The organism is Hymenobacter tibetensis (genome assembly GCF_022827545.1).
Lineage (GTDB): Bacteria > Bacteroidota > Bacteroidia > Cytophagales > Hymenobacteraceae > Hymenobacter > Hymenobacter tibetensis.
The window spans coordinates 3,834,245-3,847,901 of record NZ_CP094669.1; the positions used below are offsets into that span (position 1 = coordinate 3,834,245).

Consider the following 13,657-nt stretch of genomic DNA (forward strand, 5'->3'; position numbering starts at 1 on the left):
AAACACAAATCAGATCTGAGCCTGATGGCAGTTGAGAAGGCATCGGCTACAAAATCCGTGAAATCCGAGCAATCCGGCTGAATCCGTGATTACTTTTGCCAGGTGAATAAAGCCGCTAAAAACATCCCGCCGCAAGACTTGCGCGAAGTTGAAATTCAGGACATGGTAGCCGAGGGCAAATGCCTGGTGCGCGTCAACAACCTTGTCATTTTCGTGACCCACGTAGCGCCCGGCGACGTCGTGGATTTGCGCATCAGCAAGTCGCGGAAGAACTACCTGGAAGCCGTACCAACCCGTTTCCATAAGTACTCGGAGTTGCGCGTGCAGCCGTTTTGCGAGCATTTCGGCACCTGTGGAGGCTGCAAGTGGCAGCATCTAGGCTACGAAACGCAGTTGCAGTTCAAGCACCAGCAGGTGACGGACACGCTCCAGCGCATCGGCAAAGTGGCGCTGCCCGAGATTCAGCCCATCCTTCCCTCGCCCGACCAGACATACTACCGCAACAAGCTGGAATACACGTTCAGCCACAACGGCTGGCTTACCAACGAGCAAATCAGCTCCGGCGAAAACTACGAGCGGCGCGTGCTGGGCTTCCATACCCCTGCCCGCTTCGACAAGATCTTGGACGTCAACCATTGCTGGCTCCAACCCGACCCGAGCAACCAGATTCGGCTGGCCATCCGTGACTACGCCCGCGAGCATGACCTGCCCTTCAACAACCTCGTGACGCAGCAAGGCTTCCTGCGCAACCTCATCATCCGGACGGCCAATTCCGGCGACCTAATGGTGATTTTGCAGTGCTATTACGCCCACGATGCCCTGATGCCGCTGCTCGATTATATCCACGAGCGGTTCCCGCAAATCACCTCCCTCAACTACGTCCTCAACAACAAAGGCAACGAAACTTTCCACGACCTGGAGGTGGTCTGCTACAAAGGCGAACCCTACATTCACGAGGAGATGGAAGGTCTGCGTTTCCGCGTTGGCCCGAAGTCGTTCTACCAAACCAATTCTGAAGGCGCGTACAACCTCTACAAAGTAGCCCGCGACTTCGCCCAGCTTACCGGCGACGAACTGGTGTATGACCTCTATACCGGCGCGGGCACCATCGCCAATTTCGTAGCTCGCCAGGCCCGGCACGTTATCGGGGTTGAATACGTGGAGCAAGCCGTAGCCGATGCGCACGTCAACTCGGAAATCAACGGCACCACCAACACCGAGTTTTTCGCCGGCGACATGAAAGACGTGCTCAGCGCCGACTTCATTGCCAAGCACGGCCGCCCTGATGTGGTCATCACCGACCCACCCCGCGCCGGCATGCACGAAGATGTAGTACGCCGCCTACTGGAAATGCGCGCCCCCCGCATCGTATACGTCAGCTGCAACCCCGGCACTCAAGCCCGCGACCTAGAGCTACTCGACGAAGCGTACAAAGTAACCCGCGTGCAGCCAGTGGATATGTTCCCCCACACTCATCACGTGGAGAATGTGGTGGCGCTGGAATTGCGGTAAAAACATGATCCATCGTTGGCCCTATTTAATCCTCTTCTTACTCGGCCTTATTGGATGCCTTTTTATTGGCATCCAATACGATCCAGAGTTTCACGAACCGAGTGATTTTATCAAGGCCAGCCCTAGTCTGCAAGTGCATTACTATTCTCCCCTAGGTGAATCAGATTTTCAATTAGGCAGTCTACCAGCAGTGCAGCAACGACAGGAGCTAGCTTACCGTGATGTGCAAAGCGGTAAAAATGTCAACCAAAGTTTGAGCGCGTTACAGCCTTTTTCAATCCAGTTGATAGTTGTTCTGCTCATCATAGGAAGCGCTGGAACATTTCTAAATCCGCGAAAGAACCCTGTCTTGCAGTACCTTCTCTTTTGCTTCCTAGGCCTGGTATTGCAATTTCTTTTTAGAATTCTGTGGCGGGGACTGCCACAGGACCTATCCGGAATCTTAGGCATCTGTTTTATAGCAGCTAATTTCAAGTTGCTGTTAGCAGTTACTCGTTCATCAATAACTAGCAAAACGACTTAATGGACTACGCCAACGACCCCGAACTGAACGGTAAATACCTCGGTACTATCACCAAGGATTTCGCTACCGTTTCTGATACGCTGCTGGAAGCCTCTTCGCAAGTGCGAAAGATGGACATTTCCAAATATCCCATTTTCGTTTTTGCCCGCCAGGAAGTACCCCTTGGCAGCCTCCTTGTAAATGCCGACGAGTTGAACCTAGAATGGCATGTCTTTGCCTCGTTTTTAGAGCTGTTCGTACAGCAAGGCATTGTGAGTACAGAGGGCATTGAGGCTTTCCAATCTACCTACAAAGACGCTGACGAGTATTGCTGCCTGTTCGTGCTGGACAAGGAGTTCACCAATTTCGTGTACATCCCCTACCCAGAAGATTAAACCGTAAACGCTTCGCTTCAACGAGTACAACAGAAAAGGCCACCTGCGAGCAGATGGCCTTTTCTGTTGTACTCGTTGAAGCGAAGCGTTTACGCCTTCAGTTTAAAAGTGGTTGAAGCCTTGTGCCCGTAACGGAACCGGCTGGCCGGATTTGGTGATGAGGTTAGTGCCTTCGCTCTTCTCTACCATGTGGCCGATGATGGTAATATCGGGGTGGTTTTTGATGAGCTGATGGGCAGCAAGCGGAACAGTGAAGAGTAATTCGTAGTCTTCCCCGCCGTTGAGCATGCACATGATGGGGTCGAGGTTGAACTCTTCGGCTACTTCCAGGGTGGGGTTGGCAATGGGCAGGTTTTCCGAGAAAACGCGGGCGCCTGTGCCGCTGGCTTGGCAGAGGTGCAGCACTTCTGAGGCCAATCCGTCGGAAATATCAATCATGCTGGTAGGAACTACGCCTATCTCGCGCAGTTCATGGATAACGTCCATGCGGGCTTCCGGGCGCAGTTGGCGCTGAAGCACGTAAGGATACTTGCCGAGTTCCGGCTGGGTTTCGGGGTCGGCTTGCCATGCTTGCTTCTCGCGTTCTAATACTTGTAGGCCAAGGTAGGCGCCACCTAGGTCGCCGGTTACGCATAGCAAATCGTTGGGGCCGGCACCACCGCGGCGCACTGCTTTGCCGGCTGCCACCTGTCCCAGGGCCGTGATGCTGATGGTGAGGCCGCCGCGGCTGCCGGTGGTGTCGCCGCCTACTAGGTCTACGTCGTAGGCCTCGCAGGCCAGGCGCATCCCTTCGTACAGTTCTTCCACGGCTTCCACTGAAAAGCGGGCGCCAATGCTCAGCGCCACCACAATCTGGGTGGGAATGGCGTTCATGGCGGCCATATCCGACACGTTGACGGCAACGGCTTTGTAGCCTAGGTGCTTAAGCGGGCAGAAGGTCAGGTCGAAGTGTACTCCCTCCACCAGCATGTCGGTGCTAATTACCATATCGTGGCCGGCTAGCGGCGTCAGGATGGCAGCATCGTCGCCAATACCGAGCTTGGTACTAGGCTGGCGTAGCGTGATGGTCTGCTGAATGCGGCGGATAAGGCCGAATTCTCCTACGGTATCAAGAGGCGTGACGTCGCTCATAAAATCACTGGTTGCACTAGTTGAATTAATGCCGCTACTCCGCCTAGCTGGGTAGTGGGTTCGGCTGGGGCAAGCGGGCCGCAAAGGTACACACGCCTGGGATAGGGGTAGCTGGCTTTAACGGGTTTGAAGGCGCAGCGGCTTTCTACTCGCTCCAAATAGCCACAACGTGCTCTTTTCCGCATGGTTTCACGAGTACCTTCAGCATCGGACATATGTACGGGGCACTATCTTGCCGCTCCTTTGCGTTGTTGCGCAGATTAGGGGGCTGAAAACAGATCATCAATGATGTAGCTTCTATACAAGGCTGACCTTGTTTTCAAGCAGTTCCTCACCTGTTCTACTTCTTCATTTCTTGCTGATTTTATCTGTGAAATTCGTGTCCAAACAACCTATCTGGCTGGCCCTACTCTTATTTGCTATGGTAGCGGCTTGCAATCGAACCCCTAAAGCATTAGACCCGGCCTCGGCCACCGCCGCCAAACAGCAACTGGAAGTGCTGCGTGATTCAGTGAATGTGCGCTGGAATGCCATGATAGCCAGCGACGACGCAAAAATCACGGCTACCAGCCAAATGCTGAATGAGTTGGAACGCTCCCCAGCCGCCGACAAACAGCAGTTGCAGCAATTGACCCAGGTCAACAACCGCCTGAAGGAGTTACGCTACCGACAGCTCACCATGCAATCCAGCCAAATAGACCGCTATGATGCGGCGCAGGATTCGCTGCTTGGCGTGTTGCGCAACATAACTTCAGGTTCCAACGGTACGGCTGTCAGCTCCACTGTCCTTAACACGCTGAACACGATTGGGGAGTATGACGGGCAAGTGGTAGGCCAACGCGTGCAGTACGACCAGGCCGCCAAGAAATTCAACAATTACATCCAGCTTCACCAAGCTGAACTGCAAAGCTTAGGCGGCAAATACAAGCAGCTTGCTCCGCTGCCACTATTTGAGCTAACCAATTAGGGAGCCAACCCTTCAGAGGCCAGCCTTAGGTAATGCTTGGCATGGCCTGCTTTGGGTGTTGCTAACAGATCAAAACCCAACTCACCTGCCGGTTGAGTTGGGTTTAGCATTTTAAATCACTGTCTGTCAGCGCTAAGAAAAAAACTTGTTAGTAGCGTGCAACCGATATGTCGGTCGGAAGCTCTTCTTTTTAGTGCCAGCAACCCCTGGTGTTGCTGGTTACTGGTTGAGTTGGTTGTGGAAAGGCGACCGGAGTTTTCCGGCCGCTTTTTTTACGCCCACTATTCACTATTCCATCGGAACAAGCTTGCAACCTATTCTCGCAAGGCAGACTCCTCCTAGTATACTTAACCATGGGTTACCTATGTCACTACTTTACTATTGGCGCTTTGCCCCGCTAGCAGGGTCTATCTTAACTACGGCCTGCACCATAGAGTGTACAGAGCCCCGACCCGATAACTGCAGCATTGCAGCCACTATAAAGTATCCTACCTGCTACGTACTGGATTGCCCTTCCCATCCAACCTTGCTTGTCTTGGAAGATAGTGGAACTGAACTCAGGCCATCAGGACCTGTGTGGGAAAGTTTTAAAGCCCAAACACTAGAAAACGCTCCGCAACGAGTGAAAATAGAATACAAGCCGCTTGCTACCCAGCAAGTTTATAGTTGGAAGAACGCCGAAATCTTATGTATCCGCGGGCTAGAAACAACGCCTTCCGGCCTCTAATTATACTTACTCGCTTATAGTTACTTACTAATAGTTATCTATAAAATAGACGGCCCCAGCAGTTGATACTGCTGGGGCCGTCTATTTTTAGTATTTCAGGCAATACCTGTTACAGCTTCGCCATTTCCTCGCGCACGAAATCAGCGAGAGTACGCAGGTAGTCGGTGCTGAAGTCGAAGCGGATGCCTGCGGCCGCGTATATCTCGCCAATAGGAGCAGTGTAGCCCAAAGCCAATGCCCGCTTATAGGCTTCAAGACCTTGCTGCGGGTTTTGCCGGTAGTTGCGCCACACGGCAATAGCCCCCAACTGGGCCATAGCGTACTCGATGTAGTAGAACGGCACTTCGTAGAGGTGCAGCTGCTTTTGCCACAAGTACGGCTTGAAGCCTTCCAGCCCTTTCCAACTCACGGTGCGCTGGTTGAACTCATCAAAAATGGCCGTCCAGCACTGGTGACGTTCGTCTTCGGTGTGCTGCGGGTTTTCGTAGATCCAGTGCTGAAATTTGTCGATGGTAGCCACCCACGGAAAGGTTTCGAGTACACTTTCCAAGTGGGTCTTTTTGGCGCGGCGCAAGTCTTCGGGGTCGGTGAAGAACACGCCCCAATGGTCCATGCTCATCAGTTCCATGCTCATAGAGGCCAACTCTGCCACCTCGGACGGTGGGTGCTTGTCGGCGCCCAAGGGCAGGTTACGGGTCAGGAAGGAATGGACGGCGTGGCCACCTTCGTGCAGCATAGTTACCACGTCGCGCAAGGAGCTGGTAGCATTCATGAAAATGAACGGCACCCCCGTTTCGTCCAGCGGATAATTGTAGCCGCCCGGCGCTTTACCCTTGCGCGACTCCAAATCCAGCTGGCCCATATGGCGCATGGTGCGCAAACAGTCGCCGAGGTACGGGTCAAGGTTCTGGAAGACGGTGATAGTCTTTTCCAGTAGCTCCTCTCCGGTATCGAAGGGCCGCAGCGGCGACTTACCCGACACGTCCACGTCTAGGTCCCAGGGGCGCAGTTCCGGCAGCCCTAGGTTTTGCCGACGCTCCAAGTCCAAGTCATCAATCAGCGGCACTACGGTTTCGCGGATAGCTTTATGGAAAGCAAAGCAGTCTTGGGGTGTGTAATCAAAGCGGCCCAACGCGGCAAACATGTAGTCGCGGAAGTTGCTGAAGCCCGCATTCAGCGCTACCCGGTGGCGCAGAGTCACGAGTTCAGTGAACAGTGTGTCCAGTGGCTTGGCATCGCGCAGGCGGCGGGCCTGAATAGAGCGGTAGGCTTCCTCGCGCAGGGCGCGGTCGGGGCTTTTGAGGCGGTCGGCCGCGCGAGGCAGCGTCATTTCCTCGCCGTCGAGCGTTACCGTCATGGCCCCCGCAATGGCGGCGTACTGCTGCTGCTTGGTGCTTATTTCCGTTTTCAGCGGAATATTTTCCACTCGATAGATTTCCAAGGCCTGACGCACCGAGCGCAAAAACACGCGGTATTTGCGCGGGTCGAGTTCGGGCAGAAAATCCGAACTCATCATCTTCTCGTTCAGGGCGTGGTCGTGAGGAGCCACGTTGGGCTCAATCTCGCTCACAAAAAATTGGAAAGCAGTGGCGCGTTGCTCGTCCTGGGTGTCGCAGGTCATGCGAATATAGCGCCACGCCAAGTCTTCACTTAGGGCCGCTTCCAGCTCTGAGCGGTCGAGCAGCCAGCGTTCCAGTTCTGCACCGGACGTAATGGTCCGGTCGCGCAACTCCACAAAGAAGGGTTCAAGAGCAGCCCAGTTGGTTACGTGGAAGTCCTCGGGCAAGTAATGCCGCGGCGGACGTTGGGTATCGGTGGCCGAGGCAACAGCAAATTCAGCGGAAGTAGTAGTCATAAGTAAATAAGTTACGAGAAAACGCCCGATGAAGTAGCACGGGGTGGTCCAAGAAATTGCCGATGATACCTAGGACCGGTGCTCGCTACACCAAGTGCCATCGGGTGAGTCAGCAAATAAAAGCTAAAAAGCGTACGCACCTTAGAAGCTCAACCAAGCAGCGCATCAAAGGACTAGTCTATTTCAATTGTAACATCGCTGGTGAGCGGATGGGCTACACATACCAGCACATACCCTTGTTTCATTTCCGAATCGGAGAGGCCCTCCCGCTCGTCGAGGTGCACCTTGCCCGTGAGGCATTTGCCTCGGCATGCCGTGCAGAGACCCGCTTGGCAGGAATACGGCAAGTCGATATCCTGATCGAGGGCGGCCTCCAATATGGTTTGGGCGGGCGTTACTTCAAACTGGTATTCCGAGCCTTCATAGTTGACAGTCACGGTGCGGGTTTTTATCTGGCCGTCGTCCTCATCCACTGATACGTCGCCGTGGCCGTTGAGCTGCGCGGCGGCTGTTTCCTGGGTTTCGGCAGCGGCCACGAAACTTTCGCGGCGGACGCGGCTGTCGGGTACGCCTAGCAGGTCCAGCGCGGCTTTCGCTTCCACCATCATGCCTTCGGGGCCGCAGAGGAAATACTCGGCCTGCGCGGCCGGAAACTGATGGCGCTGCTCTAAAATACGCAGCAGCGTGGTGCGGTTCAAGCGGCCAACGTGCTGGTGAGCTGCTGTTGGGCCCGTAGGCTGGCTGTACACGTGCTCGACCTGTAAGCGGCTCGCATACTGGCTTTCCAGCCGCCGCAACTGCTCCCGGAAAATAACCGATTGCTCGTTGCGGTTGCCATACACGAGTAGTACCTGGCTCTGTGGCTCCTCACGCAACACGGCTTTCAGCATGCTCATCAGCGGGGTGATGCCCGAACCGGCGCCTACCAGCACCAACGAGCGGGCCGACCTCGGATTGGTTTCCAGCACAAAATTGCCAAGCGGCGCCATTACCTCCAGTTGCTGGCCCACGCGTACCGTGTCGAGCAGATAGTTGCTGACAAGCCCGCCCGTTACCCGTTTCACCGTCACCGACAAACGAGGGGCTTCGCTCGGCGTGCTGCTGAGCGAATACGCCCGACGTTCTTTTTTACCACCAGGACCGCAAGGCAGAATCAAAGTCAAAAACTGCCCCGCCTTACTAGCTAGTGGCTGGCGGTTGGGGTGTTCGAGGTGAAGGGTAACAGCATCATCAGTTTCCTTGGTGATTTCGACGACGTTCAGTGAAAGGTACGGTGTGCTCATTGGGGGCGGAAGGACTGCGAGTCTTGTAACTGGGAAAGTAGGTTGATAACTGTGCCTTACCCCGAAGGGTTTGCACGAGTTGCAAATTACGGGATTCTATAGCGTATGCCTTAGCTTGCGGCAGCCTCTCTGCCCCTGCGTTCGTATGCAGTGGCTCTTGGCTTCACCCGTTTAGCTCATTCGCACACTCTCATTTCAGCTGTATATGCTCGCCGAACTTCTGGAGCGCCACCAACACGAGTTTCACGCTATCTTACCCGTCGACCTGAACGCCCCCGACGTAGCTCGACTCGATTTCACCGCCAACAACCCACTAGTCCGCAATGCCGATCTGCGTGATACAGCAGCCTTTGAGGCTTTGGTAGCGCAGCTTCTAGCCGAGCAAGAGGCCCATATTGGCGTAGGCGGCTACCTAGAAAACCGCGTTATCTACCGCCGTAGCCCCGGTTTGTTCGGCGACCCGGCCGTACCAGCCCGCTCCCTCCACATGGGCGTAGATGTATGGCTGCGCGCTGGCACGCCCGTTATGGCCCCGCTCGATGCCCTTGTGCATAGTGTACAGGACAACGATAATTTCGGCGACTATGGTCCCACCGTCATTTTAGAGCACGAATTAGAAAGCGAAACCTTTTACACGCTCTACGGCCACCTCACTCGTCGCGAAACTGCTCTGCTACGTCCCGGTATGGTCATCGAGAAGGGCACGATCTTCACGGAAGTAGGGCCCGCTCCCGAAAACGGCGACTGGCCGCCCCACCTGCATTTCCAGGTTATTGCCGATATGCTAGGCCTCACCGGCGACTTCCCCGGCGTCGTGTTGCCCGCTGAGCAAGAGAAGTGGGCCGCACTCTGCCCTAACCCAAATTTGATTCTGCAAAGCCGCTGCCTATAAGTTCTGCTACCCAAAGCAGGACGCCTTGCAGGTAAACCAAGAACGGGGTACCAATGCCACACTTGCATTGGTACCCCGTTCTTGGTTTTGGTAGCTGGTGCCTTAGTCGAACTTGATGGCAGCCACCGGCTTAATGCGCGAAATGAGGTAGGTTGGAATCAGGACGGCCAGCAAAGAAGTGGCGAAGGTGGCCACGTTGAGCAGCACAATGATGGCAGGGTCCCAGAAAACGGGCACCCGGTCCATGTAGTAGTTCTCGGGGTCGAGGGGGATGAGGTGGGTGTAGTACTGCAAGGCGCAGAAGCCCAACCCCACCAGGTTGCCGAACAACATGCCGCGCACCGTTAAGCTCAAGCCTCGATAGAAGAACATACTTCGGATTTGTCGGTCGGTGGCCCCCACGGCTTTCAGGATACCAATCATGTTGGTGCGCTCCAAAATCATGATGAAAATGGTAGCAACCATGTTGAACGTGGCCACGAAAATGATCAGCAGCAGGAAGATAACCACGTTGCGGTTAAGCAGTTGCAGCCAATCGAAAAGCTGGGCGTACTGGTCGGTAATCTTGTCGAGCTTAAGGTCGTAGCGCAGATTCTCGTACATATCCTCCGCCACCGGGTCGAGGCGGTTGAAATCTTTGAGTACCACTTCCACCCCACCCACCAGTGAGTCGGGCCAGGCATTCAACTCCCGAATTTGTCGCAAATCCCCTATAACGTATACCTCGTCGAACTCGTCGAGGCCCGTTTGGTAGATGCCGCTGACCCGGAATGGCCGAACTCGGGGCGGGTTTTGGATGAAATAAAACAAGACCCGGTCTCCTACCTTAAGCCGTAGCTTGTCGGCCACCTTTCGCGAAAGCAACACGTCATTGGAGGCCGAATCGGGGAAGTTGATGAAGTTGCCCGCCACCAAGTTCTGGCGCATCGGGGAGCGGCTGCCCACTTCCGAAATACCCTTGAGCACCACTCCCAGCACTTCGTCCTGGGTTTTGATAATGGCCGTCTTGCGAGCAAACGGCTGGGCCGACTTCACCTGGGGAAACCGGTTCAGGTCTTGCACCAGCGCGGGCCCGCTAATGGGCTCAATCTCGATGGAGTTGTTGGTGTCGTACTTACTAACCGTGAGGTGAGCCCCAAACGAGAAGATTTTGCTTTGTATCTCGTTGCGGAAGCCTTCAAGGATGGAAAAGGACACGATCATCACCGCCAGCCCGAGGGCAATGCTGATGATGGCTATCTTTGTCACCGACGAAGTAAAAGACCCCGAGTCGGCTCCGTCAATCTTGTGAGATATGTACCGCGAGACATTCACTGCCGTAAAGCTACAGGTCTACGGCCAGTTTCCTAGCTTCGTTTCCTGATGCCCCTACCCAACTTCACCTTCTTGCTGAGTGTGCCCCTGCTGCTGTCGGACTGCTCGAAAGCGCCAGCTGCCACCGCGGTTCCACCCACAGCCGTTGTCTCTTCGGCCCCACAAATAATAACGGACGCCCCGCCTGCACCTGCCACCTTGCGCGTTGGTGCTGAGCAGTTTGAGCGTTACATTCCCCAGCTCAAAGGCAAGCGGGTAGGCTTGGTAATCAACCAAACGGCGCGCGTAGGGCAGGCTTTTTTGGTGGATACGCTACTGGCACTCGGGGCCCCCGTGAAGGTGATTTTTGGGCCCGAACATGGCTTTCGGGGCGAAGCAGCGGATGGTGCTCTAATTAAAAATGATAAAGACAATCGTAGCGGCTTGCCCGTGCGCTCCTTATACGGCGCCACTAAAAAGCCTACCCCTGCCATGTTGGCGGACGTGGATGTGCTGATTTTCGATATTCAAGATGTGGGCACGCGCTTCTACACCTACATCAGCACGATGCACTACGTGATGGAAGCGGCCGCCGAGCAAAACAAGGAAGTCATAGTGCTTGACCGGCCTAACCCCAATGGCTGGTACGTAGACGGACCCGTGATGGAACCCGCCCACAAGTCATTTGTGGGTATGCACCCCATTCCGGTGGTGCACGGCCTGACGGTTGGGGAGCTGGCGCAAATGATCAACGGCGAGAAATGGCTGGCCGGCGGCAAGCAATGTCGCCTGACTGTGGTACCCGTAGCTGGCTATACGCACAGCACCCGCTACCCAGTGCCCGTTGCGCCGTCGCCCAACCTCCCAAATCCGCATTCTGTGGTGCTGTATCCCACTGTGTGCTTGTTTGAGGGCACTGATGTGAGCGTGGGCCGGGGTACTGGCACGCCGTTCGAGGTAATTGGGTCCCCTACGCAGCCTACTAGCCGCCCGTTCAGCTTCACGCCCAAGCCCAATGCTGGCTCGCCTACGCCGCCTCAGAACGGCAAGACCTGTTACGGCCTTAATCTGAAGTCTGTTGACAGCCTGGGGTTCTCGTTGAAATACCTCCTAGACTTCTATCAGCAAAGCAGCGCTAAAGACAAGTTCTTCACCAAGTACTTCGAGCAGCTGAGCGGTACCTCCAGCCTACGTCAGCAAGTTGTAGCCGGCAAGTCGGAAGCGGAGATTCGGCAGTCGTGGGAGCCGGCTCTGGGGCAGTACAAGGTGATGCGGAAGAAGTATCTGCTGTATCCGGATTTCAAGTAAGGCTTGCAAATAGGATGACGCTTGACTCTCAACGAGCAAAGGGTAACCAAATAGCAAGTTCAGGACCTAATAGCATCCGGAGCCATATTTCATCCGAAGTTATCGGCTGCGCTGCCTTACCACAGTGCAGAGGGTACTAGAGTCTATTCGCTGCCAGTTGGCAACATTTTGCTTGTTCACGGCCTTTCAGGCATTACAGGCAAAGAAGATATCGGGCCACCTGCTGCTTTTCTACAAATTCTCTCTATGATCAACCCTGTTTCTCCTCTCCGTATTGTTTTCATGGGCACTCCCGAGTTTGCGGTACCCACGCTGGAATCGTTGCTAAGTTGGGATGAATGCCAAGTGGTAGCCGTCGTGACGGCCCCCGACAAGCCAGCGGGGCGCGGGCGCCAGTTGGCGGAGTCGGCGGTGAAGCAGGCGGCGGTGAAACACGGGCTGCCCGTATTGCAACCCACCAATTTGAAGTCACTGGAGTTTCAGGATGAACTACGCAGCTACGCAGCCGATTTGCAAGTGGTGGTGGCTTTCCGGATGCTGCCGGAGGCGGTATGGAACATGCCGCCCCGCGGCTCTATCAACATCCATGCTTCCTTGCTGCCGCAGTACCGTGGAGCAGCGCCTATCAACTGGGCACTCATCCACGGCGAAACCAAAACGGGCGTCACCTCTTTCTTCCTGCGTCACGAAATTGATACCGGCGACCTGATTTTTCAGGATGCGGTGCCTATCACGCCTGATGATGATTTCGGGACGCTATATGAGAAGCTGAAAACCACGGGAGCCGCGCTTGCATTGCGCACCGTGCAAGCCATTGCTACTGGCACTGCGCCCAGTTTGCCACAGATGGAAAGCGCCACCTTGCGTAGTGCCCCCAAAATTCAGAAGGAAACGGGCCGCCTCGATTTCACCCAGCCCGCTACTACCTTGGCCAACTTGGTCCGGGGCCTCTCTCCCATCCCAACCGCCTTCACGCAGCTTCCCGACAACCGCACCCTCAAAGTCTTCAAAGCCCAGCCCTTCGACGACGAGGAAGCCAGCGGCCCCGACTCTGGCAACGTTGGCTCCTGGCACACCGATGGCCGCACCTACTTGCGCGTGCAAACAGCCAACGGCTTGCTTGACTTACTGGATGTGCAGTTGGAAGGCAAGAAACGAATGCCAATAGCTGATTTTCTGCGTGGCATTAACGCCGCTGTGTTTGCTGGTTAGCAGTTATTCTCTTGTCTCATCTAGATTGCCTGTACCAGCCATGCGTGCCGGTATTGTATCTACCAAACCGTATATGAAATGGTAGCTTTTGTAGTAGCCACCGCCGATAATGGCGTCATCGGGCGTGATAACCAGCTTATCTGGCACCTACCAACCGACTTGAAACACTTCAAGCAACTCACCCAGGGGCATCCGGTGGTAATGGGGCGGCGCACGTATGAAAGCATCGGCCGGCCCCTGCCCAACCGCACCAACATTGTTGTAACGCGGCAGCCCGACTGGCAAGCAGAAGGGTGTGAGGTTGTGCACTCGGTACCGGAAGCGCTGGAGCGCGCCAGCCAGCTCGACGAGCAGGTATTTGTTATTGGAGGAGCTGAAATCTATCGGCAAGCCTTACCCGCGGCCGACGTGGTGTACTTAACTGAAGTACACCACGCTTTCGAGGGCGACGTCACGTTTCCAGAACTAGACCGTGCGGTGTGGCGAGAGGAGAATCGCCAACGACACGACCCAGACGAAAAACACGCCTATTCTTTCAGTTTCGTAACTCTGCGCCGACGTTAAGTTTTAAGTGCTGTAG

The 13,657-nt window shown here is 55.1% G+C and carries 11 protein-coding genes; 7 read left to right on the forward strand and 4 right to left on the reverse strand.

Features of this window, described 5'->3' with window-relative positions:
- The first annotated feature begins 102 nt into the window (after positions 1–102).
- Together rlmD and MTX78_RS15290 are read left to right on the forward strand one after the other, a co-directional pair.
- Positions 103–1,512, forward strand: a complete 1,410-nt coding sequence (gene rlmD / locus MTX78_RS15285; RefSeq protein ID WP_394805588.1) for a 23S rRNA (uracil(1939)-C(5))-methyltransferase RlmD — start codon at positions 103–105, stop codon at positions 1,510–1,512.
- Positions 1,513–2,034: 522 nt separating this feature from the next.
- Complete coding sequence (locus MTX78_RS15290) at positions 2,035–2,409, forward strand: hypothetical protein (RefSeq protein WP_243796070.1); 375 nt, start codon at positions 2,035–2,037, stop codon at positions 2,407–2,409.
- 102 nt (positions 2,410–2,511) lie between these two features.
- Here MTX78_RS15290 and thiL read toward each other — a convergent pair whose 3' ends face one another.
- The gene (gene thiL / locus MTX78_RS15295) at positions 2,512–3,540 is read right to left on the reverse strand and encodes a thiamine-phosphate kinase (protein WP_243796071.1); all 1,029 of its coding nucleotides are present in this window, start codon (positions 3,538–3,540) and stop codon (positions 2,512–2,514) included.
- 379 nt (positions 3,541–3,919) lie between these two features.
- Here thiL and MTX78_RS15300 point away from each other — a divergent pair, with 379 nt between their 5' ends.
- Complete coding sequence (locus tag MTX78_RS15300; RefSeq protein WP_243796072.1) at positions 3,920–4,507, forward strand: hypothetical protein; 588 nt, start codon at positions 3,920–3,922, stop codon at positions 4,505–4,507.
- Positions 4,508–5,343: 836 nt separating this feature from the next.
- Here the strand turns inward: MTX78_RS15300 and MTX78_RS15305 are convergent.
- Complete coding sequence (locus tag MTX78_RS15305) at positions 5,344–7,089, reverse strand: M3 family oligoendopeptidase (RefSeq protein WP_243796073.1); 1,746 nt, start codon at positions 7,087–7,089, stop codon at positions 5,344–5,346.
- Between the two features lie 173 nt (positions 7,090–7,262).
- The gene (locus tag MTX78_RS15310) at positions 7,263–8,372 is read right to left on the reverse strand and encodes a ferredoxin--NADP reductase (RefSeq protein ID WP_243796074.1); all 1,110 of its coding nucleotides are present in this window, start codon (positions 8,370–8,372) and stop codon (positions 7,263–7,265) included.
- Positions 8,373–8,577: 205 nt separating this feature from the next.
- On the opposite strand from MTX78_RS15310, the gene MTX78_RS15315 reads away from it, so the two are divergent.
- On the forward strand, positions 8,578–9,264 hold the full coding sequence (locus MTX78_RS15315; protein WP_243796075.1) for a peptidoglycan DD-metalloendopeptidase family protein: 687 nt from the start codon (positions 8,578–8,580) through the stop codon (positions 9,262–9,264).
- Positions 9,265–9,366: 102 nt separating this feature from the next.
- On the opposite strand, the gene MTX78_RS15320 is transcribed toward MTX78_RS15315, so the two are convergent.
- Positions 9,367–10,512 (reverse strand): ABC transporter permease, encoded by a 1,146-nt coding sequence (locus MTX78_RS15320; RefSeq protein ID WP_243796076.1) that lies wholly within the window; start codon positions 10,510–10,512, stop codon positions 9,367–9,369.
- 114 nt (positions 10,513–10,626) lie between these two features.
- Between MTX78_RS15320 and MTX78_RS15325 the strand changes: the two genes are divergently transcribed.
- The 3 genes from MTX78_RS15325 to MTX78_RS15335 all read left to right on the forward strand — a co-directional run bounded on the left by MTX78_RS15325 (position 10,627) and on the right by MTX78_RS15335 (position 13,641).
- A complete protein-coding gene (locus MTX78_RS15325) occupies positions 10,627–11,865 on the forward strand; it encodes an exo-beta-N-acetylmuramidase NamZ family protein (protein WP_243796077.1) in 1,239 nt (412 codons plus the stop codon).
- Between the two features lie 246 nt (positions 11,866–12,111).
- On the forward strand, positions 12,112–13,077 hold the full coding sequence (gene fmt / locus MTX78_RS15330) for a methionyl-tRNA formyltransferase (RefSeq protein WP_243796078.1): 966 nt from the start codon (positions 12,112–12,114) through the stop codon (positions 13,075–13,077).
- A 78-nt stretch (positions 13,078–13,155) separates the two neighbouring features.
- Complete coding sequence (locus MTX78_RS15335; protein WP_243796079.1) at positions 13,156–13,641, forward strand: dihydrofolate reductase; 486 nt, start codon at positions 13,156–13,158, stop codon at positions 13,639–13,641.
- Positions 13,642–13,657: the final 16 nt, after the last annotated feature.

What these genes read in the sequence shown, in the direction of transcription:
- MTX78_RS15290 (WP_243796070.1), top strand. Translation starts at nt 2,035, where the DNA reads ATGGACTACGCCAACGACCCCGAACTGAACGGTAAATACCTCGGTACT.
- thiL (WP_243796071.1), bottom strand. Translation starts at nt 3,540, where the DNA reads ATGAGCGACGTCACGCCTCTTGATACCGTAGGAGAATTCGGCCTTATC.
- MTX78_RS15335 (WP_243796079.1), top strand. Translation starts at nt 13,156, where the DNA reads ATGGTAGCTTTTGTAGTAGCCACCGCCGATAATGGCGTCATCGGGCGT.
- MTX78_RS15325 (WP_243796077.1), top strand. Translation starts at nt 10,627, where the DNA reads ATGCCCCTACCCAACTTCACCTTCTTGCTGAGTGTGCCCCTGCTGCTG.
- MTX78_RS15305 (WP_243796073.1), bottom strand. Translation starts at nt 7,089, where the DNA reads ATGACTACTACTTCCGCTGAATTTGCTGTTGCCTCGGCCACCGATACC.
- MTX78_RS15315 (WP_243796075.1), top strand. Translation starts at nt 8,578, where the DNA reads ATGCTCGCCGAACTTCTGGAGCGCCACCAACACGAGTTTCACGCTATC.
- MTX78_RS15310 (WP_243796074.1), bottom strand. Translation starts at nt 8,372, where the DNA reads ATGAGCACACCGTACCTTTCACTGAACGTCGTCGAAATCACCAAGGAA.
- fmt (WP_243796078.1), top strand. Translation starts at nt 12,112, where the DNA reads ATGATCAACCCTGTTTCTCCTCTCCGTATTGTTTTCATGGGCACTCCC.